Origin of the sequence: Methyloceanibacter caenitepidi (assembly GCF_000828475.1) — a bacterium.
Classification (GTDB): domain Bacteria; phylum Pseudomonadota; class Alphaproteobacteria; order Rhizobiales; family Methyloligellaceae; genus Methyloceanibacter; species Methyloceanibacter caenitepidi.
Window position 1 is genome coordinate 1,590,903 of sequence record NZ_AP014648.1, and the last position, 26,975, is coordinate 1,617,877.

Here is a 26,975-nt window from a genome sequence, read left to right on the forward strand (position 1 = left end):
CGTCCTTTTGAGCCTACCCGGTGATTTCAGTCATATGCACGCAGATACAATAATTAAATAAAAAAGCACGTAAAAGTAGTATAGCGCCGCGCAGCCGGCAAATCGCTATTGCGCATTGGCCAGTGCTGACATAAACATATCTTTATGTCGGATGGTTTCCAGCATACCGCGCAACCGCCTCAGGCGGCTTCGGCCGCAGCCGGCAAACGCACCGGCGCGCAAGGCCCGGAGTTGGGGCAGGGCTTGTCCAGCGCGCAAGTGCTTGCCGCTCTGCGCGGTGCGGGCGAGGCCACGCGCTTGCGTATTTTAGCGCTGCTGGCGGCGACCGAGCATAACGTGAAGGACCTCACGCAGATTCTGGTGCAGAGCCAGCCCCGCATCAGCCGGCATTTGAAGCTGATGGCCGAGGCCGGAATCATTACGCGCTTTCGGGAGGGATCGTGGGTTTTCTTCCGCATCGCCGACACGGGTCCCGAAGGCGCGCTCGCACGAGCCATTGTCGATAGTCTCGATCCGTCCGACCTGACGCTGGCGCGCGACCGGGCGCGGGCCGAGGCGGTCCAGAAGGCGCGGGCCGAGGCCGCGCAGCAATACTTCAAGGCCCATGCCGCGGAATGGGACTCGATCCGGGCGCTGCACGTAGCAGAAAGCCAAGTCGAAGAGGCAATGGAGCAGGCGCTGGGGCCCGGGCCCTTTGAGCTCCTGGTCGATCTCGGCACGGGCACGGGACGCATCCTAGAGCTGTTCGGCCCCCGCGCCGACAAAGCGCTCGGGTTCGACCTCAACCACGACATGTTGGCCTATGCGCGGGCGAAGCTGGAGCGAGAGGGGCTTACCCAGGCCCAGGTGCGCCATGGCGACCTCTACAACATTCCGCTGCCCGACGGCGCGGCCGACGCGGTCGTCGTGCACCAGGTGCTGCACTTTCTCGATGATCCGGCGGCTGCGGTCGCGGAAGCCGCGCGCCTGCTCGCGCCTGGCGGCCGGCTCCTCGTTGTCGATTTCGCGCCGCACGAGCTCGAGTTCTTGCGTGAGCAATCGGCGCATCGCCGGTTGGGATTCGGCCACGCCCAGCTCGGCCGCATGATGGAGGCCACGGGGCTTAAGCTCGTGGGCTTCCAAGAGTTGAACCCGCTTGGCTCCGCATCGCCCGACGAGGCGTCTCCGGAAGGCAAGTTGACGGTCTCACTGTGGCTCGGCCAAAAGCCGGCCGCGACGGGCAAAACAAGAAAACGGAATGGCAAGGTGGAGGTCGCCGCATAATGTCCGCAACGCAAGACACGCAAGGCCAGCAACCACCGAAGCGGCGGTTTCTCGGTCGCGGTGACATTGAGGTTTCGTTCGAGTTCTTCCCGCCGAAGAACCAGGCGATGGAGGAGACGCTCTGGCGTGCGATCAGGCGGCTGGAGCCGCTGCGCCCCAAATACGTCTCTGTGACCTACGGGGCCGGGGGGTCGACGCGCGAACGCACGCACGCCACCGTGGCGCGGATCTTAAGCGAAACGACGCTCATACCGGCGGCGCATCTCACCTGCGTCAACGCGACCAAGGAAGAGGTCGATGAGATCATCCGCGACTATTGGGACCTCGGAGTTCGCAACCTCGTTGCCTTACGCGGCGACCCGCCGGAGGGCGTCGGCGAACGCTATGTTCCAACCCCGGGCGGCTACGAAAACGCTGCGGCACTGGTCGCGGGCATCAAGAGCATCGCGCCCTTCGTGACGTCGGTGGCCTGTTACCCCGAGAAGCATCCGGAGTCACCGTCGGTCGAAGCGGACATCGACATGCTGAAAGCCAAAGTCGATGCGGGTGCCGATGGCGCCATTACGCAGTTCTTCTTCGATAACGAGGTCTATTTCCGGTATCTGGACAGGGTGCGGGCCGCGGGCATCGACATTCCCATCATCCCGGGCCTCATCCCCATCAACAATTTCAAGCAAGCTGCCAGTTTCGCGAAAAGATCGGGTGCGAGCGTACCCGACTGGGTGGAACGGCGCTTCGAAGGGCTGGAAGAGGATTCGGAAACGCGCCATCTCGTGGCTGCGGCGGTTGCGGCCGAGCAGGTGCTTGGTCTCGTCGACCAGGGCATCACATCGTTCCACTTCTATACGTTGAACCGGGCCGATCTTGTCTATGCGACCTGCCATCTTCTGGGACTGCGGCCCGCCAAGGCGTTTTCGCAGAAGGCGGACGAAGCATCCGAGCCCGCAAAGATTGCAAAGGTGGCGTCATGACTCGCGAAGAACGCATCCGGCATCTCTACGATGCCGTAAAGGAGCGCATCCTCATCCTGGACGGCGCCATGGGCACCATGATCCAGCGGCACAAGCTGGATGAGGCGGGCTATCGCGGGGAGCGCTTCAAGGATTTCGACCGCGACCTGAAAGGCAATAACGACCTCCTTGTCCTCTCGCAGCCGGACATCATCCGCGACATCCACAAAGCCTATCTGGAAGCAGGCGCGGATATCATCGGGACGAACACGTTCAATGCGCAGGCCATCAGCCAGGCCGACTATGGCCTGGAGGATTTGAGCTACGAGATGAACGTCGCGGCGGCAAAGCTTGCGCGGGAAGCGGCAGACGAGTTTGAGGCAAAGACACCGGACCGGCCACGCTACGTCGCCGGCGCCATCGGTCCGACCAACCGCACGGCGTCCATCTCACCCGACGTCAACAATCCCGGCTTCCGCAATGTGAGCTTCGATGAACTGGTCGAAGCCTACTCGACGCAGGTGCGCGGTCTCATCGACGGCGGCGTGGACCTGATCCTGATCGAGACCGTCTTCGATACGTTGAATGCGAAGGCGGCGGGCTTCGCGGTAGAAGAGGTCTTCGACGAACTCGGCGTGAAACTGCCGATCATGATTTCGGGCACGATCACGGACCTGTCCGGTCGCAACCTGTCGGGCCAGACGCCGGAAGCGTTTTGGTACTCCATGCGCCATTTGCGGCCGTTCTCAATCGGCTTCAATTGCTCGTTCGGCGCCGAACAGCTGCGGCCGTCCGTGGACGAGATCGCGCACGTGACCGATACCTATGTCAGCATCTATCCCAATGCGGGGCTGCCCAACGAGATGGGCGCCTATGACGAGACGCCCGGACATATGGCGGGGCTGCTGGAGGATTGGGCCAAGAACGGGCTGATCAATATCGTCGGCGGCTGTTGCGGTACGACGCCCGAGCACATCAAGGCTATCGCGGAAGCGGTGGCGCCGTATGAGCCGCGCGTCATTCCCAAAGTAGAGCATGCGCTCCGGCTCTCCGGCCTTGAGCCCTTCGTGCACGGCTAATTTCGAATAGGTGAAATGCAAGTGACCAATGCTGCCCAGAATTTTGTGATGGTCGGTGAACGGACCAACGTCACCGGGTCCGCCCGCTTCCGCAAATTGATCGAGGCCAATGACTACGCGGCTGCGCTCGAAGTCGCGCGCCAGCAGGTCGAGAACGGCGCGAACATGATCGACATCAACATGGACGAGGGCATGTTGAACTCCGAGGAGGCCATGCGGACCTTCCTCAATCTGATCGCGTCGGAGCCAGACATCTCGCGCGTGCCGATCATGCTGGATTCGTCCAAATGGTCCGTGATCGAGACGGGTCTGAAATGCGTGCAAGGCAAGGCGGTGGTGAACTCCATCAGTATGAAGGAGGGCGAGGGGCCGTTCCTCGAGCATGCACGCAAGGTTTTGCGCTACGGCGCGGCCGTTGTCGTGATGGCGTTCGACGAGACCGGTCAGGCGGAAACGGCCGAGCGCAAATTCGAGATCTGCAAGCGAGCTTACGATCTATTGACGAACAAGGTCGGCTTCCCGCCCGAGGACATCATCTTCGACCCCAACATCTTCGCGGTCGCGACCGGCATCGAGGAGCACAACGACTACGGCAAAGCCTTCATCGACGCCACGCGGCGCATCAAGGCCGAACTGCCGTACGTGCATGTTTCCGGCGGCGTCTCGAATTTGTCCTTCGCGTTTCGCGGCAACGAGCGCGTACGCGAGGCCATGCACACTGTGTTTCTGTATCACGCCATTCAGGCGGGCATGGACATGGGCATCGTCAATGCGGGCCAGCTTGGTCAGTACGACGACATCGAGCCGGAACTGCGCGAGCTCGTCGAGGACGTGATCCTCAACCGACGCGACGACGCCACCGATCGCTTGCTGGAGGCCGCCGAGCGCTACAAGGGCGGCGCATCGGCCGGCAAGGAGAAGGACCTTTCTTGGCGTGAGAAACCCGTCGAGGAGCGGCTGACCTACGCGCTCGTGCACGGGATCGGCAATTATGTCGAGGAAGACACGGAGGAGGCGCGCCAGCGCGCCGAGCGTCCCCTGCATGTGATCGAGGGCCCGCTGATGGACGGCATGAACGTGGTCGGCGATCTCTTCGGCGCAGGCAAGATGTTCCTGCCGCAGGTCGTGAAGTCGGCGCGCGTGATGAAGCAGGCCGTCGCCTATCTCATGCCCTTCATGGAGAAGGAAAAGGAAGAGTTGGGCCTCGTCGATCGGCCCGCCGCGGGCAAAGTTCTGCTCGCGACCGTCAAGGGCGATGTCCACGACATCGGCAAGAACATCGTCGGCGTCGTGCTCCAGTGCAACAATTACGAGGTGATCGACCTCGGCGTCATGGTGCACTCGCAGGTCATTCTCGACACCGCGCGCGAGAAGAACGTCGATATCATCGGCCTTTCGGGCCTTATCACGCCGTCCCTCGACGAGATGTGCCACGTCGCCTCGGAAATGGAACGCGAAGGCTTCGACATTCCGTTGCTCATCGGCGGCGCGACCACGAGTAAGGTCCATACGGCCGTCAAGATCAGCCCGAACTATCAGCGCAATCAGGCGATCTATGTCACGGACGCCAGCCGCGCCGTGGGTGTCGTCTCCGGATTGATCTCCAAGGAGCATCGCGAGGAGCACATTGCCAAGGTCCGTTCTGAGTATGCCCAGATGGCCGAGAACTATGCGCGTGGTCAGGCGGAAAAGGCGCGGGCGAGCATCGCCCAAGCGAGGGGCAACGCGCTGAAGCTCGACTGGACAAACTATACGCCGCCGAGGCCTTCGTTTCTTGGGACACGCACCTTCGAGGCTTACGACTTGGCGGAGCTGGCACGCTATATCGACTGGACGCCGTTTTTCCATGCCTGGGAACTGAAAGGCACATACCCGCGCATTCTCGACGACGACAAATACGGCGAGGCCGCGCGGCCGCTCTTCGAAGACGCCCAAGCCATGCTGAAGCAGCTGATCGAGGAGAAATGGCTTAAGGCGAGCGCTGTCGTGGGTTTTTGGCCTGCGAATAGTGTCGGCGACGATATCGAACTCTATGCGGATGAAAGCCGGAAGGAGCCGTTCGCGACCTTCCATACGCTGCGGCAACAGATGGCGCGCGACGCATCCAAACCGAATCTGGCGCTGGCCGATTTCGTCGCGCCGAAGGAGACGGGGCTCGCCGACTACGTGGGCGGCTTCGCCGTGACCGCCGGTCTTGGCGAGGACGACATCGCGCGCCGCTTTGAACTCGCCAACGACGACTATTCTAAGATTCTCGTGAAGGCGCTTGCGGACCGGCTGGCAGAGGCCTTCGCCGAGGCGATGCATGAGAAGGTGCGCCGCGAACTCTGGGGCTATGCGCCGGACGAGAACCTTTCGAACCAGGCCCTGATTGCGGAAGACTACGCGGGCATTCGTCCTGCGCCGGGCTATCCGGCACAGCCGGACCACACAGAGAAGCGGACACTGTTCCGTTTGCTCGACGCGGAGCAGGAGATCGGCATGAAGCTGACGGAGTCTTGCGCCATGTGGCCCGGAGCCGCCGTGTCGGGTCTGTATTTTTCGCACCCGGACGCGCGTTATTTCGGCATCGGCAAGATAGGCCGCGACCAGGTCGCCGACTACGCGGCACGCAAAGGCTGGTCGATTGAGGAAGCCGAGCGTTGGCTCGGTCCCATCCTCAATTACGATCCGAAGCAGGTCACCGACGCAGCGGCTTAGGAGCCAACACAGCAGAGATGGCGCCGAGACGGGGTCGTCCGTCTACGGCTACTTTTCCCTGCTGGCTTGATGTTGGCGGGCCTTCGGCCCAAGTACTCGCTCTAGATCATTCCTAAAATGACGAGTGCGAGAAAGCTGAACGATATTACGACCGAAGCCACGGTCAGTTTGGCGGTGAATTCCATCGGAAGCTCTCCTTTCCGATTGGAGGGGTGCCCGTTCTGCAAGGTCGTCATTTTACAAACTCCCCGAATTACGTGCCAAGCTGTTTCCTTGTTGCGCCGCACAAAAATGTGAACGCCGCAAGCGTTGCCATTCAACGCGTCAAGTGGAATTCGGTTCGCGCGTGGAGCATTTTTTTTGATTCTGGGCCCTGGTTTGATGGCGCCGCAGCGGATCCCCAAGTGCGACATCGTTGCGTGCGGGCCGGTGCATAGTGTGTGGAAAATTGTGCCGCTGGGAGCGCTCGCGGGCCTTGCGCGTGCTCAAGAAATGGGCTGCTTCAAGTCAGCACCTTCCTGAGGAGCATCTCGGCAAAGCCTTCCGCGACGAGACCCGGCAGAGTTCCGACTTCGACGAAGCCACGCCGCTCATAGAAGCGACGGGCGGGGTTGTTGAACTCGGAGGCGCAGACCCAGACATTGCGCGCCCCGGCCCGCTTGGCTTCGGCTTCGACGAACGCTAGAGCCTTGGTTCCAAGCCCGTGTCCTTGATGATCGGGAAGGACGGCAAGGAGCTCGACATAGGGGCCCTTGAGCCATGGAAAGCGCGTGCAGGCAACACCCGCCGTCGCGCCGCCGACAGTGATGGCGTAGTGCCGCGTGCCTTCGTCCCCGCCGGCAAGAAAGCGGTTAAGGGCCTCTTCCGGAATTGCCAGGGTCGACCACGGCGACATGGCCGCGAGTGCCGACGCCAACGTCCGTCGCGCATCGTCCGTGATTGAGCACAACTGTGCGCCTCCAAGGTCGGCCGTCGGCGGGAAGGGCGAGGACGTCACTTGCTTTGCGCCCGGCGGCGCTTCTTGACCTGCGCATAGCGGTACTGGTCGCCCGGGCGTTCGGTGTAGCAGCTCTGCGCGATCACCGGTTCGCCGACGGCGAGCAGTTCGCTCACGGTCACGAAACGATAGCCGTCCTCTTTCAGTTTGGGGATGGCGATCTTGAGGGCCTCCGCCGTATTGCGGCCATGGCCGTTCGCGTGACCGATGACGATGGCGCCGGGGTGGGCCTGGTCGACGATGGCCTTGGCGATACGCTTGGCGGAGAGGCCGGGATCCGGATCGCCGGTCACGATGTCCCACTGAATGGCGAGTTGTCCCGCATCCGCGACGGCGGACAGAGCCCTGGCGTTACACCATCCATAGGGGAACCGCATGAGGGTCAGTTCGGCCTGGGGACCGCCGTCCTCCGCGATGTCCGCGGCGCAGTTCTTCGCCAGGAGCTGATCGCGGGCGCGCAGGAACGCCGCCTCCGTCAGATGAATTTCGTCGTCCAGGGTGGCCGCGCTCGCTTTCGTGAAATCGCGGTGGGCGAGGCCATGGCCGCCGATTTCGAAGCGTTTGTCGGCGATGAGCTGGGTGCCCCGTTCGGGGTGGCTTTCAAACCACTTGCCGCTTACGAACAGCGTGGCTTTGACATTCTCAGCGCGCAGATAGTCGATGACATGCCCGTCATAGCCGGTCCGATGCCCATTGCTTTCACAAAGGTCGAAGGTGAGGGCGATGACCTTGTCGTCGCCTGGAATCTTCACGCTGCGGATCGAACCACGCAACGGCTTGGCAACGGGCGCGCGCTCGGGCCGCGCCACCTTGCGGAGGGTCTCGAGATCCAAGCGCGTGCGATCGAACTTGGAAGCGCGTTCCTTGTCGGTGCCTGCAAGCGCGGTGCTGCTCCAGCACTGGGACAGGAGCGTGTTTTCCAAATGCGCCGCTGCTGGGCCACGATCGTCCGCCGCGGCAAGGGACGCTCCGGCCATCAGGATGCCAAGAGCGACGAATGCCCGCCTGCACAGAACCATTGCCGCCCATCCCCAAAGAATCCGATCGACGGCTTCTTGTGCCGGTTTCGCGGCAGGCGTCAACGAAAAGATCGGCGACGAAAGGCGAGGGGCGTTAGGGCCCTAGCGAACGGGGTCGAACGACAGCGGCGCTTGAGAAATCATCGGGCAGTCCAGCGTCTTCTCGAGGGCGTCGGCGAGCTCTTCCTCGTTATTGGCCTTGATGTAGAGCCCGTTGTTCTGATCCGCGAGACACATCAGATCCATGACGCTGTTCTGGCCCGTCCACGAATAACCCGAGTAGCGAAAGCCGATCACATGGATGGTCAGCCGTGCCGCGTTGTCGTGAAGCCGCTTCGCGAGCTCGCACGGCGCTCGGCCGCAGGTCTCCTCGCCATCGGTCACGACGACGATCACGCCCGGATTGTTGCGATAGTCAAGCGCCTCGGCCGCCTGCTCGACGCCGGACGTGAGCGGAGTCTTGCCCGCCGGGATGATTCGGTTGACCGCGCGCATGATCTTCTTGGCCGCATTGGCGGTCGGCTTCAAGGCGAGCGACACGTTGCACTGATTGTAGGGTCCGGGACCGTACGTCACGAGACCGACGCGGCGGTATCGCGTCGCGCTCGGAAGGACCTGCGCGAGCGCCCAGCGCACTTCGTCGATGCGGGGCTTGGAATTGGGAATCCCGAGTTCCTGGTTTCCCGACATGGAGCCCGAAGCATCGAAAACGATCATGGCATCGTCGGTGCAGGGCGCCTTCGATGGATCGGCCGTCTCGGCGTCTTGCGCCTGCGCGATGACGGACGAGCCGACCAAGGCGGTGGCTGCAATGCCAGCGACCAACCATTTGCGCCAAAGCATTGCAATTCCGCTGCCACGATCTTGCATTTTGTCTGGGCTCCCTAGGCAATTTTGGCGCAGCATAACCCAAGTCGATTTTATGCGGAATGGCAGAATATGAGGGAATTTGAGGGAGCAACTGCCGTGCTCAACGCTATGGGCTGAAGATCAGGACCACATAGACAAGGAAGAGCAGCAGGTGCACGACGCCGTTGATCACGTTGGTCCGGCCGCCCCCAAAGGTCATGCCGCTTACGAACAAAGTGAGGACAAGCAGGACCATTTCCAGCTGCGTCAGTCCGAGTTCCGCGTCACGCCCGGTGATCATGCCGATGGCCAGGACCGCCGGCACGGTCAGCCCGATCGTCGAGAGCGCCGATCCGAGACAGATATTGATCGATCGCTGCAGCCGGTTCGCCAGCGCGGCGGATAACGCGCTCAGGCCTTCCGGCGTCAAGACCAGCACCGCGATCAAGACGCCACCGAGTTCGTCCGGTAGGCCCAGGTCCTCGATGCCGTAGTTGACGATTTCACCGAGATATTCGGCCAGGATCACCACTGGCAGCAGGCACAAAATCAGCATGATCGTATGGAAGGCCAGCGAGTGGGATTTCTTACTCTCTTCGCCGGTATCCGAACCGCCTGCGCGCGCCGAGGCTGCTGCCCCGTTCTGCTCCGGCTCATCGAAGAACGAGCGGTGGCGCATGGTCTGAATGATCACGAACGCTGCGTAGAACAAAAGGGTGATCGCACCGAACAGGATCGCCTTTCCGGGGGCATTTACCGGATCGGGGGCGGTCTGCGTATAGTTTGGGACGACCAGGGCGAAGACGGCCAGGGCCGTGAGCACGACGAGGAAGGCGCGCGCGCCCGCGAGATTGTAGTCCTGCTCCCAGTAGCGGAGCGCCCCCATGACAAGAGCAAGCCCCACCATGCCGTTGAGTACGATCATCAGCGTGGCGAACATGGCATCGCGGGCCAGCGTCGGATTGTTGTCGCCTTGCAGCATGATCGAGGCGAGCATCGCCACCTCGATAATAATCACCGAGAAGGTCAGGATCAGCGTGCCGTAAGGTTCGCCGAGTTCCTCCGCCACGGCCTCGCCCTGCTGCATAACGGCATAGGCGCACCACATCATGACCGGAAACAGCCAAGCGAAGAGCAGGACGGACTTCAGGTGATTCTCGAGGTTCGACATCAGGTCGGCGCCGAAGAGGACAAAGACTGCGGCCGTGAGGCCGCCGACCACTGCCGGCGCGATGGCGTGCAACAGGATGTGCTTGTTCATAACGGTTCTATGAGACGGGACTCAGAAGGGGCGCCCCTCGGAAAGGCTTGCGGGTTCGACTTTGGACTGATTCTGGTATCGGTATCACAGGGCGGACGTGACGGTGAACCTAGCCGAGGGGCCGGCTTTTATGTAATAGCCGTTTACATGAACGGTCCCGGCCGCCGCTGGCAGCGGCGCTCCTATCACCATGGCAACCTCAAAGAGGTGCTGCTGGAAGCCGCGCGCAAGCTCATCGAAGAGCATGGCGCCTTTGGCTTCAGTCTTACGGAAGCGGCCCGGCTCGCCGGCGTGAGCCCGGCGGCGCCCTATCGGCACTTCCGTGACAGGGACGCCTTGCTGGCTGAAGTCGCCCGCAGCGGGTTCGAACGATTTGCCGCGCGCCTGGACGCGGCCTGGAACAACGGCGTCCCGACGCCGTTGTCGGCGTTCGAGGCATTGGGCCGCGCCTATCTTACCTTCGCCCGCGACGAGCCGGCCAGCTATGCGGTCATGTTCGAGACAGGCGCTTCGACGGAGGAAGGCGGTGAGGCGATCCAGGCCGCCACGTCTTCGCCGGCTGCCGAAAAGGCCTTCAACGTGCTGCTTGAGGCCGCTGCCGCGTTATGCCGGAAATTGCCGGAGAGTGAACGCCCGCCGCTCAAACTCGTGGCCATGCACATCTGGACAATGTCTCACGGCGTCGCATCGCTCTTCATTCAGGAGGGCAATGCGGCCAAGAAGGTGCCGCTCTCGCCCGAAGAGGTGTTGGAGAGCGGCCTGCTCATCTATTTGAAGGGGCTCGGTGTGCTGCCCGAAGCCGCCGACGAGGGGCCGGCCGCGAAATAGGGCTAGCGGCTGGCCGTTCTGGAGACCTGGCCTGCTTGTTGGCTGCTCGCCTCGAGCCATCTCAGGACAAGATTCCAGTCCGCCCGTGACCCGTTGTAGATGTTGCGGTCGCACTTGCCTGGCACGCCCGGCACGTGTCCCGTGGCGGTGAACTGCCAGAAGGCCCATTTGCGGCCCGGATATCGCTTGTGCGGTTCAGCCGCCACCGACCGGAGCCAGAAATGATAGTCCTCGAATTGACCCTCGAGGATGTCCTTATGAAATCTCGGGTCCGTGTAGATGATCGGCCGCTTGCCGGTGTGGCGCTCCATGGCGTCAAGAATGATCTTGATCTTCTTGAGCGCCAGCTCCCGCGAGACCTTCTTGGGGCAGGTCTTCGAATCGGGGTGCCACTCGAGATCCAGAACCGGCGGCAGCGCATCGGGATCGGCAGGCACGTTCCGGACGAACCAGTCGGCCTGCTCTGACGCATAGCGGCACCAATAAATGAAGTGATAGGCGCCGCGCGCCACGCCCGCGCGCTTCGCGGCATACCAATTCTGACGGAACTTGGGATCGAGGTGGTCGCCGCCTTCGGTCGCTTTGATAAATGCGAACTCGATGCCTGCCTGGCGGACCCGGTTCCAATCGATGTCGCCCTGCCAGTAGGAGACGTCGATCCCCTGGACCGGCATGGTATGGGCCCGCTTCACGCCCGCATGCGGCTTGTGATCCTTCAGCGACCTGGCCACGGCCGTGCCGCTCCCGAATGCGCCGGCAGCAACAGCCACCGCGACGGCAAAACTAATGACTTGGCGATACGCAGAACTCATATGAACGCCCCCAGAAACGCCCGATAACCGTACATTTTTCGGCGAATTGATGGGGAACTCTCGGGACTTGCGGTTAATTTTTTCTTGGCCGGTGGCGCACCTTGAGTCGCCCCGGCGATCTCCCAAAACCGCAAAAGCTAGACGAGAATCAGGCAGGGAGACGTTGAACGCCTTGCCAGCAGAGCCCATATATGTGAATGTGAATAACATTCACTTACCCCGTGAAAGGACCCCGATGCAACTAGTTGCGACCCTCGACGAGTACGGAAAGCCCGCTTGGTTCGCCGCGACGATCCTCGGCTTTATCGTCTGGTGGCCAATCGGCCTTGGTGTTTTGGCATATCTAATCTGGAGTGGACGAATGGGATGCGGAAATAGGAATGCTTGGCGCTCGTACTTCAAGGAAGAGGCGCAGCGGTTTCAGAGTGGTTTCGGCTCGACCGGCAATCGCGCCTTCGACGCCTACCGTGAGGAAACCCTGAAGCGGCTCGAGGAAGAGGCCGACGAGTTTCAGGCCTTTCTGAAGCGGCTTCGCGACGCCAAGGACAAGGCGGAGTTCGACCAGTTCATGGCCGAGCGGAAGCAGGTTCAGCCGGTCCAGACAAGCTAGGCGCGTTCGTCCCCTGCGAACGGACGCTGGAAGGCGCGGGGTTAGCCCCCGCGCCTTTAATTTTGTCTGCAATCCGGTCTTTTCATCGCCAAGGTGATTTGTAGGATGCGCGCCAACGCGCCAATGCCAAGGGCGCGGCACTGAAACTCGTAGCGTTCGAGGTAGGAAGCGATGACTTGTTCCAAGAGCCGCCATGCGGCTTTTCTTGTTGCCGGCGTGGGATTGTTCGCATGTGTCACGCAAGTCCAGGCCAGCGATATCGAGGATCTCATCAAGAGCCCTCAGAAATATCTCGGGCAGCAGGTCGAGATGAAGGCGTACTGCACCAAGGGCGGCCGGTCCGGCGACGTGCTGGGCTATGAGTGCACGACGGACGATGGCGTCTATCTCGACACGGACGACATTACGCCGGACGACGCCAAGGACAAGTTCGCCAATGACTGCGCGGGCGGCAAATGCGAAGCGACGGTCACCTTTGAGCCGCACTCCTACTCGGTGTCCGGCGTGATCGAGCCGGACAGGGATGTCGTCATTTTCAACGCGAAGACCGCGAAGGTCAGCTTCTAGGCGAACGCACTATCGGCGAACCTAGGCCTCTTCGCCATCTTCGTTCTCGTTCTCGAGGATGCTCCTCGATCCGAAGTAGCGAAGGGCGAACGGCAGAACCAGCGGGTTGAAGGCGGCGTGGATGACGAGGCGCCGCAGCCACGGCTTCGACTGCGCCGTGGGCATGAAAATCTTGGCGAAGGCTGCGGCGTCTTCCTGCCGTGCGGCAATTTCGGGCTTCATCATCGCCTCGTAGGAAGTGAAGGCGGCAGCATGGTTGCCGTCATAGCGCTGCAGCTCCTGCGCAAGCAGATACGCGCCTGCCATCGCCATATGCGAGCCCTGTCCCGCGAGGAGCGTTAGACACCCGCAGGCATCTCCCAGCAGCGTGACCCGGCCGCGCGACCAGCGCGGGATTGCGATCTGCGTCAGCGTGTCGAAATAGAGCGGCGCGGTTCCCTTGTAGGCATCGAACAGCATCTCGGCGATCCAACCCGAGCCCTTGAAGGCGCGCCGAACGAATGAAAGCTGCTGGTCGGGCGGGACGTCCACCTCGTCGAGCCGGAACACGAAGGTCGCGTCGAGCGAGCGTTCACCGAGCGGATAATAGAAAGCCACGCGGTTGGGCTCTTCATGGATCTGCGCGGTCCGGCGGACAGGCAGATCGTGGTCCTCGATGTGGAACGCGGCGACATAGGCCCCGAGGAAGCGCGCGAATTGGTTCTCCTCGCCGAACATCAGACGGCGAACGCCCGAGTGCACGCCGTCGGCCCCGAACACAAGCGCGAACTCGTCGGAGCTGCCGTCGTCGAAAGTCACGTCGACATGACCATCCCGCTCTCTCAGGTCTGCAATCTCTTTGCCGAAACGGACTTGGACGCCAAGAGACTTGGCGTGGTCGAAAAGGATGCGTACGAGATCGGGGCGGCGCACATAGACGTACTTCCCGTCCAGCGCACGCTTGATGCGCTTGATTGGTACGGACGTGTAGGGCTTGCCGTCGGCGTTCACGAACTGAAGCTTGTCGATGGGATAGCGCAGTGCACGCAGCTTGTCAGTGAGACCCAGTCGTTCGGCCACGTCCCAGCCGGAGCCGAAGAAGTCCATCATGTAGCCTTGGTCGGGCAGCTCGGGGCTCTGCTCCACCACGACAGGATCCTCGCCGTACTCCTTGAGGCAAATGGCGAGCGTGAGCCCAGCGATCCCTGCACCGGAGATTAAGACCCTGCCTTTGATCGCCATTCAGCTTTGCCCTTCACGCGCAAACGTTCTTACCAATTGCCTCGGGCACCGGCGCGCCTACACCGCGCGCCGACTCCAATTGTCTACGCGGACCCGTCCTCGGATGGCTTACCATAACCGCCCCCGGTCGGTGTTCTGATTATCACGGCTTCACACGGAGCGATCGTGGTTTGATCGGAAGCTTCCAGCCGTTCCTGAGCGCCCGTGTTTCGGCGCACCCAGTTCTCCCCGGTCCGGCCCGGCGCGCCACCCTTTGTGCCAAAGGGCTGCTGCTTGCGAAAGCCCGACAGGATCGCGCAGTCCATCTCCTCCAAAAATCTCAGCATACGGACCGTGCCGTCTCCCGCGCGCCAACGTCCCGCGCCGCCCGAGCCGCGCTCGATCTCGAAGCGCTCCAGCAGCACGGGGTAGCGCAGTTCCAGGACTTCCGGATCGGTCAGGCGGGAGTTGGTCATATGCGTCTGGACAGCCGCCGCGCCATCGAAGCCCGGTCCCGCCGGCGCGCCCGAGCAGATCGTCTCGTAATACTGCACCCGCGCGTTTCCGAAGGTCAGATTGTTCATCGTACCTTGCGCCGACCCGAGGACGCCCAGCGCACCGTATAGGCAGTTCACGACCGTTTGGCTCGTTTCCACGTTCCCGCCCGCGACCGGTGCCGGATAGCGCGGTTTCAGGAGGGTCCCTTCTGGGACGACGATGTCGATATGCCGGAGGCAGCCCGCGTTCAGCGGAATGTCCTCGTCCACCAGCGTGCGAAACACGTAGAGCACGCAGGCCCGCGTGATGGGCTCGGGCGCGTTGAAGGTTGTCTCTGTCTGGCTGCTCGTGCCGGTGAAATCGACCAGGGCCTTGTTCGTCTCTTTGTCGACCGTGATGGTCACCTCGATCCGGCTGCCCTGATCCGTTTCGAGCGAGAAGTGAGAATCCTCCAGCGTACCGATGACTTTGCGGACGGCCTCGGCGGCATTGTCCTGCACATGCCCCATATAGGCCGCGACCGTGGCGAGCCCGTATTGGCGCACCATCTTGCGCAGCTCGATGACGCCTTTCTCGTTCGCGGCGATTTGCGCCGTCAGGTCCGCGATGTTCTGCTCGACATTTCGCGCCGGGTATGGAGCGTCGGTGAAGAGGCGGCGCACAGCCTCTTCCTGAAAGCGCCCACCGCTTACGAGCCGGAAGGGATCGATATAGATGCCTTCTTCTTCGATTGTCGCGGCGCGCGGGCTCATGGAGCCCGGCGCGATGCCGCCCACATCGGCGTGGTGGCCGCGCGCGGCGACGAAGAAGAGGATCTCCGCGCCCGCCTCGTCGAACACCGGTGTCACGACGGTGATGTCGGGTAGGTGTGTGCCGCCATTGTAAGGCGCGTTCAGCATCCAGACATCGCCCGGGCGAAGCTCGCGGCCCACCTCGCGCACGATCGTCTCGACGCTCCTGTCCATGGAGCCGAGATGGACGGGGATGTGCGGCGCGTTTGCGATCAGGGCGCCGCTCGCATCGAAAATGGCACAGGAGAAATCGAGGCGTTCTTTGATGTTGACCGAGCGCGCCGTGTTCTGCAGCGCATAGCCCATCTGTTCGGCGATGGAGACGAAAAGGCTGTTGAAGACTTCCAGCATCACGGGATCGGCTTCGGCCCCGACCACCTCTTTGGTCTGCTTCTCCCGCGTGCGCGTCAAAAGGAGGTGGCCCTTCGCCGTCACGGCCGCGCGCCATGCGGGTTCGATCACGACGGTCTGGTGGTCTTCGATCAAAAGCGCAGGCCCCTCGATGGCGGCGCCCGGCGTCAGGCCGGCGCGCGCATAGACGGGAACGTCGTGCCAGCTCCCGTGAGTGAACATATCGGCCCGCGTGTTTGGGTGAGGCTCGGAGCGCTCGTCGGGAAAGCAGATGTCGGCCTCGGTGATCGGCACACTCCCGCCAATAGCCTCCACTTCGACGGCTTCGATCTCGATTTCCTTCTCGGGACTGATGAAGCCGTAGCGCTTTTGGTGCGCCTCCTCGAACGCCGCGCGCATCGCCGCGAGCGACGCGATGGGAATGGGCAGCGAGCTGTCCGTGCCCGCGTAGCGCAGATGCGCCTGCGCCTCGATCGTGGTCTTGTCGGCACCGATGCCTTGAAGGGAAAGTTCGTGCCGGGCGTCGCACTCCAACGGGGCTCGAGTCTCGGCGAGTTCTGCCAAGCCTTCGTCGTCGAGCGGCGCAAGCACCGCCTGGGTGCGTGTCGCGCGGACGCTCGCGAGCCCCATGCCATAGGCGGAAAGCACGCCCGAGAACGGATGCAGCAGCACGTTTTCGATGCCGAGCGCATCGGCCACGAGGCAGGCATGCTGGCCTCCGGCGCCGCCAAAACAATTGAGCACGTAGCCGCCGACGTCGTAGCCGCGCTGCACTGAAATCGTCTTGATGGCGTTGGCCATGTTGGTGACGGCGATCTTGATGAAGCCTTCGGCGATCTCTTCCGGCAGCCGCCCGTCGTCGAGCTCTCGGGCCATTCCATGAAACGCCTTCACCACCGCGCGGCGGTCGAGTGGCTGGTCCTGATCGGGACCGAAGATGCGAGGGAACAGGTCCGGCTGGAGCTTGCCCGTCATCACATTGGCGTCTGTGACAGTAAGGGGTCCGCCACGGCGGTAGGCGCATGGTCCAGGATCCGCGCCCGCCGAGTCCGGCCCCACCCGGAACCGGGACTCATCGCAATGCAAGATCGATCCCCCGCCCGCGGCCACCGTATGGATGAGCATCATCGGCGCGCGGACTCTGGCCCCCGCGACGACACTTTCGAAGGTGCGCTCCAACTGGCCGTCGTAGTGGCAGACATCCGTGGAGGTGCCGCCCATATCGAAGCCGATGACTTTGCCGAAGCCGGCCGCCTCGGCCGTCTCCACGGCGCCGACCACGCCACCTGCAGGGCCGGACAGGATCGCATCCTTGCCGCGGAACAAATGGGCGGAGGTGAGCCCGCCCGACGACTGCATGAAGAGCAGGCGGGGCACGTGTTCGCCGGCACCCTGGGCGCCGCCATCGGCCGACAGTGCGCTCGCCACGCGGTCCACGTAGCGGCTAAGCAGCGGCGACAGATACGCATCCACCACGGTCGTGTCGCCCCGGCCGACGAACTTCACCAAGGGGCTGACTTCGTGGCTCACGGAGACCTGCGCGAAGCCCATCTCGCGGGCGAGCGTTGCCGCTGTGTGCTCGTGACCGGGATGGGCGTAGGCATGCATGAAGACGATCGCGACGGACTCGATGCCATCCTCGCGGGCGTCTTCGAGAACGGCACGCATGGCATCCAGGTCGAGGGGAACCTCGACCGTCCCGTCGGCGCGGACGCGCTCCGGGACCTCCGCGACGCGCTCATAGAGCATCGATGGTTTCTCGACATGCCGCGCGAAAATTTTCGGCCGCGCCTGATATCCGATCTCCAAGGCGTCGCGAAAGCCCTCGCTCACGACCAGGAGAACGCGGTCGCCTTTCCGTTCGAGCAGCGCATTGGTGGCGACGGTCGTGCCCATACGCACGGTTTCGATGAGGTGAGGGGGTAGGGCTGCGTCGCGCGGCACGCCGATCAGATCGGCAATCCCGGCGATGGCGGCGTCCTCATACGACTCCGGATTCTCAGAGAGCAGTTTCGCGGTGAGCAGCGAGCCGTCGGGCGAGCGCCCGACAATATCTGTGAACGTGCCGCCCCGATCGATAAAGAACTGCCACTTGCCGGTCATGCCGCGGTGTATCCGCCTGTCACGCGATCCGCTTCAAGCCTGCCGCGTATTGCTTCCAGCGCCGGACATAGACGTCGGCGCCCCTGGCGATCATGGCGCGCATTTTGTCGTCCACCTCGCGCACGGCCTTGGCGGGCGATCCGATGATCATGGAGTTGTCGGGGAACTCCTTGCCCTCGGTGACCAGGGCCCCGGCTCCCACAAGACAGTTGGAGCCGATCTTGGCGCCGTTGAGAACGATCGCGCCCATGCCGATCAGCGTGTTGTCGCCGATCGTGCAGCCGTGAAGGATGACGTTGTGCCCAATGACGCAGTCCTGGCCGATGGTGAGCGGGAGGCCCGGATCCGTGTGGAGGGTGGAGTTGTCTTGGACCTGCGAGCGCGTGCCGACTTCGATCCACTCGTTGTCGCCGCGTAGCACCGAGCCGTACCAGACGCTGGCGTCGGATTTCAACCGGACCTTGCCCGTCAGGACGGCTGTTTCGGCGACCCAATAGAGCCCGTCCTCCGGAAATTCGGGTGCCTGCCCGTCAAGCTCGTAGACCGCCATCGTTGCTCCTTTCGCCGCTTCGCTGCCGTGGATACAATTCTGAGGCATCCTTGTCATGCAAGATCGGGACGGACATCCGGCGCCCGGCGTGCTCGAACCTCTTGTAACGAGGGGATCGCCCCGGTAAGGAGAAGCGCCCCTAGAAGATTCTCAAGGGTTTGAGCGAGCTGATGAGCACCGAAGACACCAAAAAGGGCGGAAATCCGCTGACGATCTTTGTCGTTTCGCTTTGCGCCGCCATCGTGATGGCCGGCGGCTTCGCGATCGTGATCGAGGCCTTTATCCTTGCCGCAGCCAATCTCTTCGAGCTGGGATCGGCGTTCGTGTGGGTCGCGAGCGGCGCCAATGCCCTTCTGGCGTTGTGGTTCGCCGTCTGGACCTTCGTCCGGTCATGGCACGTGGAGCGGCGCCTCGGGGCCGGCCTCGAGGTCGATGAACCGAAAATGTCGATACTTGCCAATCTACGAGGATAGCAGCAGACAGCGCGCCCGGTAGCGAGGCGCAACGGGCACGAATATCCCATGCGGTGCAGCTGAAAAGCCCGTATGGTTTAACAGGATCAAGAGTTTCAAGGGGGTCCACTATGTCGGTTTGGGGAAAGCTCGCAGGTGCAGCCGCAGGTCTCGCGGTCGGAGGGCCGATCGGCGCGCTGGTCGGCGGTGTCGCCGGACACTATGTGATCGACCGGGACGGTGATCAGCCGGGTGGCGGCGACGGCGAGGACCAGGTGGCCTTCACGGTCGGTGTCATTGCGCTCGGCGCCAAAATGGCCAAGGCGGACGGCGTCGTCACCATGGACGAAGTCAACGCCTTCAAAGAGGTCTTCAAGGTCCCCGACGGCGAAATGAAGAACGTTGCACGGGTGTTCAACCTCGCCAAGCAAGAGGTCGCCGGCTACGAGGCCTATGCCGACCAGCTTGCCAGCATGTTCAAGGGCAACCGCAAACTTCTGGAAGACGTCCTGGACGGTCTGTTTCACATCGCGAAGGCCGACGACGAGTTCGATCCCAGCGAAGAGAAGTTTCTGCAGCAGGTCGCGAAGCGTTTCGGCTTCACGGACACCGAATTCAGCTACATCAAGGCACGGCACGTGGTGGCGTCGAAGCGCAATCCGTACGAGGTGCTCGAGGTCCAGCCGACCGTCTCCAACGACGAGCTCAAGGCCCAGTACCGCAAGCTGATCGCGGACAACCACCCAGACAAGCTGATTGCCCGCGGCGTGCCGGAAGAGTTCATCGCCATCGCCACGGACAAGGTCGCCGCGATCAACGAGGCCTATCAGCAGATCGCGAAAGAGCGCGGCCTCTAGACCCGCGCTTTTCGCCGTTTCCACGCGTGCGGCAATCCGGGGTTCGGCTCAGCGCGCCGGCCGAAGGAGTGCCTTGCATCGTGAACTACCTTCCATGAGGACAGGGCCGTATGCCGTCTTCGCCCGACAGTAAGCTCGCCGCGCACTGGCTTCCGTCGCCCAATTTCGAGCCGCGTCTCGAGGGACGGCAGCCCGATATGCTGATCCTCCACTATACGGGTATGGAGACCCACGATGCCGCGCGCGATTGGCTCGCATCGGAGGAGTCCAAGGTATCCGCGCACTACATCATCGACGACGATGGGACGATCACCCAGATGGTGCCGGAGTCGGAGCGCGCTTGGCACGCGGGTCAAAGCTACTGGGCCGGCGAGACGGATTTGAACTCCGCATCGATCGGCATCGAGATTCACAATCCCGGTCACGATTTCAACTATCCGCCTTTTCCGGATGTGCAGATGCAAGCGGTCGAGGCGCTGTGCCAGGACATTTTGAGCCGCCACGCTATCCCGGCGGCGCGCATTCTGGCTCATTCCGACATTGCACCCGGACGCAAGCGCGATCCAGGCGAGCGTTTTGATTGGGCGCGGCTCGCCCGCGCCGGCATCGGCCTGTGGACCGAGCCTGTCCCGGCCGGCGAGGATTCCGGCCTTGGTCTAGGGGATGAGAGCGCGGCCGTCGCCGAACTGCAGCAGGATCTGTTGGACTTCGGCTATGGGGTGGAGGCGACCTCGACCTACGGCCGTGGTACCGAGAGCGTCGTGGAGGCGTTTCAGCGGCATTTCCGGCCGGAGCGCGTCGATGGCCGCGCGGACCGCTCCACCTGCGAGACGCTGAAGAAGTTGCTCTTGATCCGCGCGGGCGCGGCTGTTTAGGCCTCTCCGCGCCGCCTCGCTCGTGACTCCCAAGAAAAAGGCCCGCCCAAGAGCCGGGCGAGCCTTCGATGCCTTACCGTCCAACGCTCGAAGCGCCGTCGGCTTGACTAGTTGTCGTTGTAGAAGCTTTCGGCCTTGGCCACGTTGCCTTCCGGGTCCTTCATGAACTCCTCTTTGGCTTCCTGCTTGCTGAAGCAGTAGAGCTTGTCGCCGACCTTCTCGTGGACCGAGCAGTCCGTGTATTTCTTCGTGCCCTGGGTTAGGCCCCAGGCGCAGTTGTTGCCGAACTCACCGAGAGCGCCGGCGGCCAAAGCGGCGGAACCGGAGAGAGCAATCACGGTGCCGGCGACCGCGGCGGCAAGAACAACCTTCTTCATAAATTCTTCCTCCAAGACTTTCGTGCGTGACTTTCGTGTATCTGGCGTATTCGGCCGATGAGACGGCATTGAATCGTCAGAAATGCCTGCGCCGTCAATGGACAATTGCTCTGCCAAACCAAGGAACAGCAACCGGCGCGCGGGAAGGTCCGGCACCGTGCACCGGATCTTCCCGCCAGACGTCATCGAGTGACGCTATCGCCTTGCGCTTTGGCAGTAGGGCTCTTTTTACTGATTGTCGTCGTAGAAGCTCTGCGCCTTTTTGAGGTTCTCCTCGGGGTCCTTCATGAAGAGCGTCTTGGCCGTCTCGTTGCCGAAGCAATAGGTTTTGCCGTCGATCTCCGCATTGACCGAGCAATCGGTCTCGACCTTCTTATCGAGGGCAAGGCCCATGGCGCACATGTTGTCGTATTCACCCGTTGCGGCGATCGCCGAGCCGGCGAATAAAAGCGCGCCTGCAAAAATGGCGGGGGTCAGAAATTTCGTCATGGTTTCCTCCATTACTTTATCTGGTTCATGTCACCGCATTCGAGCAGGCCGTGTTGGCCAAGTCGTTGTCGGCCAAATCCTGCCTTAAGCGTTTGACGATGTTACAGAGGGGTAACGCGCTGGGAATGTGACTGGGATCACGCAGAGGCCATCACAAATTCGCGATTTCCAGATGGAACATTGGCAAAAGAAAGCCGCCCCTTTGGCATAAGGGGCGGCAAACCGTTGCTCGCGGCCCGTCAGGAGACGGCGCGGGGTTGCTACAGAGTTTCCTCGAAGTCCATGCCTTCGAACGTGTAGCGGTCGACCTGGGTCCAGATGCCGTCCTCTTGGACCGGCACCTTATGGATTTTGACGTTGCCGACTTTGAGCTCGCCGCTCTTTTCGTCGACCCAAAAATCGAGATCGTAATACTCGTCCTTGCTGCCGGGTTTGCGGAAGTCGGTGCAGGCGAAGTACTTGCCTTCACCCTTGAGATGACGCACCGGGCGGTGCATCTCGACGAACTGCAGCGTCACATCCTCACCGGTCTTGTCGTCCTTGACGGTGATGTTGCCGTCCTCGTCCTTGTTCTCGAGGATGTAGTCATGGATCGCGGCCATTACCTGCCAGGCCCGTGCGCCTTCGATGCTGCCCGGATGTTCCTGCACCGGGAGCCACCACCAAGCGACCGGCAGGCGCGTGATCATGAAGTAACCGTCGCCGTCGCGTTTGGGACCCTTCTGCACGCGGATGTCCTGCAGCGTGAGTTGCTGTCCTTCCGGCTTGAACCAGAAATCAATGGCGTATTGCTTCTTCGGCTCTTCGACGTCGCTGAAGATGACGTTCGCGAACCAGCCATATCCTTCCATGCCGCGCACGATCTTGATCTCTTCGAACTTCAGCTTGAGGTCGGTATCGAGCTTGGGGTCGTGGAACACGAACGCATCACCATCGGAGCGCTCCTTGATGACTTCCGCAACTCGGGCGTTGACGTCCTTGTCAGTGAAGACCTTCTGGCCGGAGGCCGCCTTGGCCTGCTGCTCTTCGAGAAACATCTTGGCCTTGGCGATGTTGCCTTTCGGGTCTTTCAGGAAGGCTGACTTCGAACTCTCGGACGAGAAGCAATAGACCTTGCCGTCGTCATCGGTCCAAGTGACCGAGCAATCCGTCTGCACCATCTGCCCGTCGGCCAGGCCCATGGCGCAGCTCTCATCGAATTCTGCGTCGGAGTCTCCATGACCATCCATGGCGACCGCGACCGCCGGGAGGCCCGTTGCAAGCATGCCCGCCAGGAGCGCTCGCAATGTCAGCCGGGTGATAAACCGTGTTGGTGTCGTGTCTGTCATTGTCATGAGTCCTTGGGCGTTTCGTTTCGTTGTCACGCGTTGGTGCTTGTTCCTTATCGAGGAGCTTTGGTCCCCTCTTCCCTAGGTCCAGGTCACGGCCCTCGTCTGTGACCTGAGTTACGTTGCGCGCGCGTCACGCTTGCGAGCCTGATCGCAGTGTTGGGCTGTGAAGGGCATTGTCGCCCGCGCCGTAGGAGGCGAGGGCGCTCCGGTTCAGGACCTCGATCGATCCGCGCGAGGAGCGAACCCAACCCACGCGCTCCCATTCGGAGATGTACCGGCTGATGACTTCGCGCACGCTACCGAGATCCAGAGCCAGCTGTTGGTGGGTCTTCGACACAACGCCTGCGTCGCCCGCCTCCGCCAGCAGGCGCCGAGCCAGGCGCAGATCGAGGCTTGCGAAGGCGACTTCGTCCACCAGCGTGATGAGGCTCGACAGCAGGTCTCCATAATTCGACAGCACGTAGTTCCGGAACTTCTGTGACGACGACATGAGCCGGTGAAAAACGTCGGCAGGTACTGCCGCGAGCAAGACATCGGCCTGGACATTGCTTTCGGCTGGAAAGGGATTCCCGGCCATCAAGCAGGATGTCGTCAGGACGCAGGTCTCTCCGGCTCCGACCTGGTAGAGCATGATCTCGCGGCCGGACTCCGACGTCTTGAAGACGCGCGTCTGGCCTTCGATGCACATCAGATAGTTCCGGCAGAGCTGACCTTGATAATACGCGACGTCGCCGCGCCGCAGACGTTGGAACTGCGTGACGTCAAACAGCGTGTCCTTCGTTTCCGGCTCGAGCTCCGCCAGTTCTGGGAAAACTGTGAGCCAGCGTGCGATGAGAACCTGATTGGTCATTGCTCGAAATCGACTCGCCCAGCTGTGCTACGGCCCCGCAAGGCGCGGAATCGTGCGGCTTTTGCCATTATGTGGCAGCTTGACGCGAGCATATGGGAACATTGGTAACCCGGGGATCAAAAAGCCGTGACGAGTGCGGGGATGTTTGCATCGGAATTACCAGTGGCCCTCGGGCGCTAACCGCAACGGCCGGGTGCCCTTGACGCTAGGCCCCGCTTTCCCCTTATGTCGGACAGTCAGCAGGCCGGATGGCCGCTCCTCACCCGAGGAGAGGAAAGTCCGGGCTCCATGGAAGCACGGTGCCGGATAACGTCCGGCGGGGGCGACCCCAGGGAAAGTGCCACAGAAAGCAAACCGCCCTTCATCGGCTGCGAGGCCGGACAAGGGTAAGGGTGAAAGGGTGCGGTAAGAGCGCACCGCGTCTTTGGTAACAAGGGCGGCAAGGCAAACCCCACCGGGAGCAAGACCGAATAGGGGCCGCAGGGGCGAGTTTTCGCCCAAGTCTGTTTCCAGACGGGCGGCCCGGGTTGGTTGCACGAGGCGTCCCGCAAGGGGCGTCCCAGATGAATGGCCATCACCTCGCCTAGCGAGGCACAGAACCCGGCTTACAGGCTTGGTGACATGTTAGGGCCGGCGTGAGGGAAACCTCGCGCCGGCCTCCAAATTTCGGGCCTCCTTCGCGTGCTGAGCGCGCATCTACGGGAACAACGGTCGCGTCTCCGTGTTTATTCGAGTAGACTCGAAACTTAACGAAAGGAGATCGACATGCTTGGTTGGGCCTTGACGTTTCTTGTGATCGCTTTGATCGCAGGACTACTTGGCTTCGGCGGCATTGCGGGTGCGTCGGCTGGTATCGCCAAGATTTTGTTCTTTATTTTCCTCGTGCTCCTTGTCGGATCGCTGATCCTGCATGTGGTTCGAGGCGCTGCGCGCTGACGCGCCGAGACACAAGCCAACAGACAATAAAGAACGGCCGGCGCGGGAATCACGCCGGCCGTCCGATGTGGAAGCGCCGCGATGGGGGGAGGGGCGCTTCAGCTTTGGCTCAGTGGCGACGCGCGCCGCCCTGTTCCTTAAGCCAAGTCGAACCGATCCGCGTTCATGACCTTGGTCCAAGCCGCCACGAAGTCCTTCACGAACTTCTCCTTGTTGTCGTCCTGGGCATAGACCTCGGCGTAAGCGCGCAGGATCGAGTTGGACCCGAACACGAGATCGACGCTCGTGGCCGTCCACTTGACGTCGCCGGTTTTGCGGTCGCGGATTTCGTAGATGCCATCTTCCGTAGGCACCCACTTGTAGGCCATGTCGGTGAGGTTGACGAAGAAGTCCGTCGTCAACGCACCCTCACGGTCGGTGAAAACACCGTGCTTGGTGCCGCTGTGATTGGTGCCCATGGCGCGCATGCCGCCGATGAGCACGGTCATCTCGGGGCCGGTCAGCCCCATCAGCTGCGTGCGGTCGAGCATGATCTCTTCGGGGCTGACGTCGTAGCTGGTATTGGCCCAGTTGCGATACCCGTCGGCGAAGGGCTGAAGAGCCTCGAAGGAAGACACTTCCGTCATCTCGTCGGTCGCATCGCCACGGCCGGGCGAGAAGGGCACCTTGATGTCAAAACCCGCCGCCTTGGCCGCCTGCTCGACACCGACATTGCCGGCCAGAACGATAACGTCGGCGATGCTGGCGCCGGCTTCCTGGGCGATCGGCTCGAGAACGCCGAGCACCTTGGACAGACGCTCCGGCTCGTTGCCTTCCCAGTCCTTCTGCGGCGCTAGCCGGATACGGGCGCCATTGGCGCCGCCGCGCATGTCGGAGCCGCGATAGGTGCGCGCGCTGTCCCAGGCGGTGGAGACCATCTCGGAGATCGATAGGCCGGAGGCGGCGATCTTCGATTTGACCGCCTCGACATCGTAGCCGGTCGGTCCAGCCGGAATCGGATCCTGCCAGATCAGATCTTCCTCAGGGACGTCAGGCCCGATGTAGCGCGCCTTCGGGCCCATGTCGCGATGGGTCAACTTGAACCATGCGCGAGCGAATGTGTCCTTGAAATACTCGGGATCGGCGCGGAACCTCTCCATGATCTCGCGATAGGTCGGGTCCATCTTCATGGCCATGTCGGCGTCGGTCATGATCGGCATGGTGCGGATCGACGGATCCTCCACGTCGACCGGCATGTCCTTCTCGTCGATGGCGACCGGCTGCCATTGCCAAGCGCCTGCCGGGCTTTTCTTCAGCTCCCAATCGTGGTCGAGCAGCATGTCGAAATAGCCCATGTCGAACTTGGTCGGCTCGGACGTCCAGGCGCCCTCAAGACCGCTGGTCACGGCGTCCCGGCCGACACCGCGGGTCTCATGGTTGATCCAGCCAAAGCCCTGCTCGTCGATGGGCGCCGCTTCAGGCGCGGGTCCGAGATTGGACTCAAGACCATTGCCGTGTGCCTTGCCGACCGTGTGACCGCCGGCGGTCAAAGCGGCGGTCTCTTCGTCGTTCATAGCCATGCGGGCGAAGGTGACACGCACGTCGCGTGCCGATTTCATCGGATCCGGCTTGTTGTCGCGGCCCTGCGGATTGACGTAGATGAGCCCCATGTGGACAGCGCCCAGCGGCTCTTCCAGCGTCTCCGGGTCTTCTTCGTTCGCGTACCTCAGAACGCTTTCGGCGAGCCATTCCTTTTCCGAACCCCAATACACGTCCTTCTCCGGGGCCCAGATGTCCTCGCGGCCGAAGCCGAAGCCAAACGTCTTCAGGCCCATGGATTCGTAAGCGATGTTGCCGGCCAGGATGATCAGGTCTGCCCACGAAACCTTGTTGCCGTACTTCTTCTTGATCGGCCACAAGAGGCGCCGTGCCTTGTCGAGGTTGCCGTTGTCCGGCCAGGAGTTGAGCGGCGCAAAGCGCTGGTTGCCGGTACCGCCGCCGCCGCGGCCGTCGAACAGTCGGTAAGAACCGGCAGCATGCCAGGCCATGCGGATCATCAGACCGCCATAATGGCCCCAGTCGGCTGGCCACCATTCCTGGCTGTCGGTCATCAGCGCATGCATGTCCCTCTTGAGCGCATCGAAGTCGAGGGTCTTCACCTCCTCGCGATAATCGAAGTCCTTGCCCATCGGGTTGGTCTTCGTGTCGTGCTGGCTCAGGATGTCCAGGTTGAGGGCGTTCGGCCACCAGTCCATGACCGAGGTGCCGCTTTCGGTAATCGCGCCGTGCATTACGGGGCAGCCTGATTTCTCGACTTTGGCGTCCATTTCCTCATCTCCTACTTTTATTTGCTTGGTCTTGGGGTGCCTCTAGGGCATGCGCCGGTCGAGCGCACAGTGCG

General features: G+C 62.2%; 22 protein-coding genes, 1 other RNA gene and 1 pseudogene. 11 read left to right on the forward strand and 13 right to left on the reverse strand.

Annotation, left to right across the window (positions count from 1 at the left end):
• Positions 1–144: 144 nt before the first annotated feature.
• The 3 genes and pseudogenes from GL4_RS07435 to metH all read left to right on the forward strand — a co-directional run bounded on the left by GL4_RS07435 (position 145) and on the right by metH (position 5,992).
• Positions 145–1,263, forward strand: a complete 1,119-nt coding sequence (locus GL4_RS07435; protein WP_082025553.1) for an ArsR/SmtB family transcription factor — start codon at positions 145–147, stop codon at positions 1,261–1,263.
• Positions 1,263–2,234: a methylenetetrahydrofolate reductase [NAD(P)H] gene (metF, locus tag GL4_RS07440; RefSeq protein WP_082025554.1), complete on the forward strand. Its 972-nt coding sequence runs from the start codon at positions 1,263–1,265 to the stop codon at positions 2,232–2,234. Before GL4_RS07435 ends, metF begins: the two co-directional genes overlap by 1 nt.
• Positions 2,231–5,992, forward strand: a pseudogene (gene metH, locus GL4_RS07450) (methionine synthase). The gene metF and the pseudogene metH overlap by 4 nt, the downstream one beginning before the upstream one ends.
• A 502-nt stretch (positions 5,993–6,494) precedes the next feature.
• On the opposite strand, the gene GL4_RS07455 reads toward metH, so the two are convergent.
• The 4 genes from GL4_RS07455 to GL4_RS07470 form a co-directional block, all read right to left on the reverse strand.
• Positions 6,495–6,941: a GNAT family N-acetyltransferase gene (locus GL4_RS07455; RefSeq protein ID WP_045369711.1), complete on the reverse strand. Its 447-nt coding sequence runs from the start codon at positions 6,939–6,941 to the stop codon at positions 6,495–6,497.
• 44 nt (positions 6,942–6,985) lie between these two features.
• On the reverse strand, positions 6,986–8,008 hold the full coding sequence (locus tag GL4_RS07460) for a polysaccharide deacetylase family protein (RefSeq protein ID WP_052464218.1): 1,023 nt from the start codon (positions 8,006–8,008) through the stop codon (positions 6,986–6,988).
• Positions 8,009–8,110: 102 nt separating this feature from the next.
• Entirely contained in the window at positions 8,111–8,851 is a 741-nt protein-coding gene (locus GL4_RS07465; RefSeq protein WP_052464219.1) for a vWA domain-containing protein, read from the reverse strand.
• 133 nt (positions 8,852–8,984) lie between these two features.
• Positions 8,985–10,118: a calcium:cation antiporter gene (locus tag GL4_RS07470; protein WP_045366273.1), complete on the reverse strand. Its 1,134-nt coding sequence runs from the start codon at positions 10,116–10,118 to the stop codon at positions 8,985–8,987.
• A 147-nt stretch (positions 10,119–10,265) separates the two neighbouring features.
• Here GL4_RS07470 and GL4_RS07475 point away from each other — a divergent pair, with 147 nt between their 5' ends.
• Entirely contained in the window at positions 10,266–10,946 is a 681-nt protein-coding gene (locus GL4_RS07475) for a TetR/AcrR family transcriptional regulator (RefSeq protein WP_045366276.1), read from the forward strand.
• A gap of 2 nt (positions 10,947–10,948) precedes the next feature.
• Here GL4_RS07475 and GL4_RS07480 read toward each other — a convergent pair whose 3' ends face one another.
• Entirely contained in the window at positions 10,949–11,758 is an 810-nt protein-coding gene (locus GL4_RS07480) for a glycoside hydrolase family 25 protein (protein ID WP_045366279.1), read from the reverse strand.
• 235 nt (positions 11,759–11,993) lie between these two features.
• Here GL4_RS07480 and GL4_RS07485 point away from each other — a divergent pair, with 235 nt between their 5' ends.
• Together GL4_RS07485 and GL4_RS07490 are read left to right on the forward strand one after the other, a co-directional pair.
• Positions 11,994–12,368 (forward strand): DUF2852 domain-containing protein, encoded by a 375-nt coding sequence (locus tag GL4_RS07485; RefSeq protein WP_045366282.1) that lies wholly within the window; start codon positions 11,994–11,996, stop codon positions 12,366–12,368.
• A gap of 171 nt (positions 12,369–12,539) precedes the next feature.
• Positions 12,540–12,935, forward strand: coding sequence for a hypothetical protein (locus tag GL4_RS07490; RefSeq protein ID WP_045366285.1), 396 nt, complete (start codon positions 12,540–12,542; stop codon positions 12,933–12,935).
• Between the two features lie 21 nt (positions 12,936–12,956).
• On the opposite strand, the gene GL4_RS07495 is transcribed toward GL4_RS07490, so the two are convergent.
• The 3 genes from GL4_RS07495 to GL4_RS07505 form a co-directional block, all read right to left on the reverse strand.
• On the reverse strand, positions 12,957–14,156 hold the full coding sequence (locus tag GL4_RS07495) for an FAD-dependent monooxygenase (protein ID WP_052464220.1): 1,200 nt from the start codon (positions 14,154–14,156) through the stop codon (positions 12,957–12,959).
• A gap of 83 nt (positions 14,157–14,239) precedes the next feature.
• Positions 14,240–17,878, reverse strand: coding sequence for a hydantoinase B/oxoprolinase family protein (locus tag GL4_RS07500; protein ID WP_045366287.1), 3,639 nt, complete (start codon positions 17,876–17,878; stop codon positions 14,240–14,242).
• Between the two features lie 19 nt (positions 17,879–17,897).
• Positions 17,898–18,428: a gamma carbonic anhydrase family protein gene (locus GL4_RS07505; protein ID WP_045366293.1), complete on the reverse strand. Its 531-nt coding sequence runs from the start codon at positions 18,426–18,428 to the stop codon at positions 17,898–17,900.
• Between the two features lie 170 nt (positions 18,429–18,598).
• Between GL4_RS07505 and GL4_RS07510 the strand changes: the two genes are divergently transcribed.
• The 3 genes from GL4_RS07510 (at position 18,599) to GL4_RS07520 (ending at position 20,612) form a co-directional block, all read left to right on the forward strand.
• Entirely contained in the window at positions 18,599–18,901 is a 303-nt protein-coding gene (locus GL4_RS07510) for a hypothetical protein (protein WP_045366296.1), read from the forward strand.
• Between the two features lie 110 nt (positions 18,902–19,011).
• Positions 19,012–19,737 carry a TerB family tellurite resistance protein gene (locus GL4_RS07515; protein WP_045366298.1) on the forward strand — a complete coding sequence of 242 codons (726 nt, stop codon included), beginning with the start codon at positions 19,012–19,014 and terminating at the stop codon, positions 19,735–19,737.
• A gap of 110 nt (positions 19,738–19,847) precedes the next feature.
• Positions 19,848–20,612 carry an N-acetylmuramoyl-L-alanine amidase gene (locus GL4_RS07520; protein ID WP_045366301.1) on the forward strand — a complete coding sequence of 255 codons (765 nt, stop codon included), beginning with the start codon at positions 19,848–19,850 and terminating at the stop codon, positions 20,610–20,612.
• Positions 20,613–20,719: 107 nt separating this feature from the next.
• On the opposite strand, the gene GL4_RS07525 is transcribed toward GL4_RS07520, so the two are convergent.
• The 4 genes from GL4_RS07525 to GL4_RS07540 all read right to left on the reverse strand — a co-directional run bounded on the left by GL4_RS07525 (position 20,720) and on the right by GL4_RS07540 (position 23,659).
• Complete coding sequence (locus GL4_RS07525; RefSeq protein WP_045366304.1) at positions 20,720–20,989, reverse strand: hypothetical protein; 270 nt, start codon at positions 20,987–20,989, stop codon at positions 20,720–20,722.
• Between the two features lie 228 nt (positions 20,990–21,217).
• On the reverse strand, positions 21,218–21,478 hold the full coding sequence (locus GL4_RS07530) for a hypothetical protein (protein ID WP_156137453.1): 261 nt from the start codon (positions 21,476–21,478) through the stop codon (positions 21,218–21,220).
• A 260-nt stretch (positions 21,479–21,738) separates the two neighbouring features.
• Positions 21,739–22,806 (reverse strand): hypothetical protein, encoded by a 1,068-nt coding sequence (locus tag GL4_RS07535; protein ID WP_156137455.1) that lies wholly within the window; start codon positions 22,804–22,806, stop codon positions 21,739–21,741.
• A gap of 133 nt (positions 22,807–22,939) precedes the next feature.
• Positions 22,940–23,659, reverse strand: a complete 720-nt coding sequence (locus tag GL4_RS07540) for a Crp/Fnr family transcriptional regulator (RefSeq protein ID WP_045366310.1) — start codon at positions 23,657–23,659, stop codon at positions 22,940–22,942.
• A 236-nt stretch (positions 23,660–23,895) separates the two neighbouring features.
• Here GL4_RS07540 and rnpB point away from each other — a divergent pair.
• Together rnpB and GL4_RS17185 are read left to right on the forward strand one after the other, a co-directional pair.
• An RNA gene (rnpB, locus tag GL4_RS17030) (RNase P RNA component class A) lies at positions 23,896–24,283 on the forward strand.
• 141 nt (positions 24,284–24,424) lie between these two features.
• Positions 24,425–24,595 (forward strand): DUF1328 domain-containing protein, encoded by a 171-nt coding sequence (locus tag GL4_RS17185; protein ID WP_045366313.1) that lies wholly within the window; start codon positions 24,425–24,427, stop codon positions 24,593–24,595.
• 137 nt (positions 24,596–24,732) lie between these two features.
• On the opposite strand, the gene katG is transcribed toward GL4_RS17185, so the two are convergent.
• Positions 24,733–26,901, reverse strand: a complete 2,169-nt coding sequence (gene katG, locus GL4_RS07550; protein WP_045366316.1) for a catalase/peroxidase HPI — start codon at positions 26,899–26,901, stop codon at positions 24,733–24,735.
• Positions 26,902–26,975: the final 74 nt, after the last annotated feature.

Coding starts and splice junctions, on each gene's coding strand:
- GL4_RS07500 (WP_045366287.1), bottom strand. CDS start 17,878: ATGACCGGCAAGTGGCAGTTCTTTATCGATCGGGGCGGCACGTTCACA.
- GL4_RS07495 (WP_052464220.1), bottom strand. CDS start 14,156: ATGGCGATCAAAGGCAGGGTCTTAATCTCCGGTGCAGGGATCGCTGGG.
- GL4_RS07530 (WP_156137453.1), bottom strand. CDS start 21,478: ATGACGAAATTTCTGACCCCCGCCATTTTTGCAGGCGCGCTTTTATTC.
- GL4_RS07485 (WP_045366282.1), top strand. CDS start 11,994: ATGCAACTAGTTGCGACCCTCGACGAGTACGGAAAGCCCGCTTGGTTC.
- GL4_RS07535 (WP_156137455.1), bottom strand. CDS start 22,806: ATGACAGACACGACACCAACACGGTTTATCACCCGGCTGACATTGCGA.
- GL4_RS07520 (WP_045366301.1), top strand. CDS start 19,848: ATGCCGTCTTCGCCCGACAGTAAGCTCGCCGCGCACTGGCTTCCGTCG.
- metF (WP_082025554.1), top strand. CDS start 1,263: ATGTCCGCAACGCAAGACACGCAAGGCCAGCAACCACCGAAGCGGCGG.
- GL4_RS17185 (WP_045366313.1), top strand. CDS start 24,425: ATGCTTGGTTGGGCCTTGACGTTTCTTGTGATCGCTTTGATCGCAGGA.
- GL4_RS07540 (WP_045366310.1), bottom strand. CDS start 23,659: ATGACCAATCAGGTTCTCATCGCACGCTGGCTCACAGTTTTCCCAGAA.
- GL4_RS07480 (WP_045366279.1), bottom strand. CDS start 11,758: ATGAGTTCTGCGTATCGCCAAGTCATTAGTTTTGCCGTCGCGGTGGCT.
- GL4_RS07490 (WP_045366285.1), top strand. CDS start 12,540: ATGACTTGTTCCAAGAGCCGCCATGCGGCTTTTCTTGTTGCCGGCGTG.
- GL4_RS07475 (WP_045366276.1), top strand. CDS start 10,266: ATGAACGGTCCCGGCCGCCGCTGGCAGCGGCGCTCCTATCACCATGGC.
- GL4_RS07525 (WP_045366304.1), bottom strand. CDS start 20,989: ATGAAGAAGGTTGTTCTTGCCGCCGCGGTCGCCGGCACCGTGATTGCT.
- GL4_RS07515 (WP_045366298.1), top strand. CDS start 19,012: ATGTCGGTTTGGGGAAAGCTCGCAGGTGCAGCCGCAGGTCTCGCGGTC.
- GL4_RS07505 (WP_045366293.1), bottom strand. CDS start 18,428: ATGGCGGTCTACGAGCTTGACGGGCAGGCACCCGAATTTCCGGAGGAC.
- GL4_RS07465 (WP_052464219.1), bottom strand. CDS start 8,851: ATGCTTTGGCGCAAATGGTTGGTCGCTGGCATTGCAGCCACCGCCTTG.
- GL4_RS07460 (WP_052464218.1), bottom strand. CDS start 8,008: ATGGTTCTGTGCAGGCGGGCATTCGTCGCTCTTGGCATCCTGATGGCC.
- GL4_RS07435 (WP_082025553.1), top strand. CDS start 145: ATGTCGGATGGTTTCCAGCATACCGCGCAACCGCCTCAGGCGGCTTCG.
- GL4_RS07510 (WP_045366296.1), top strand. CDS start 18,599: ATGAGCACCGAAGACACCAAAAAGGGCGGAAATCCGCTGACGATCTTT.
- GL4_RS07470 (WP_045366273.1), bottom strand. CDS start 10,118: ATGAACAAGCACATCCTGTTGCACGCCATCGCGCCGGCAGTGGTCGGC.
- katG (WP_045366316.1), bottom strand. CDS start 26,901: ATGGACGCCAAAGTCGAGAAATCAGGCTGCCCCGTAATGCACGGCGCG.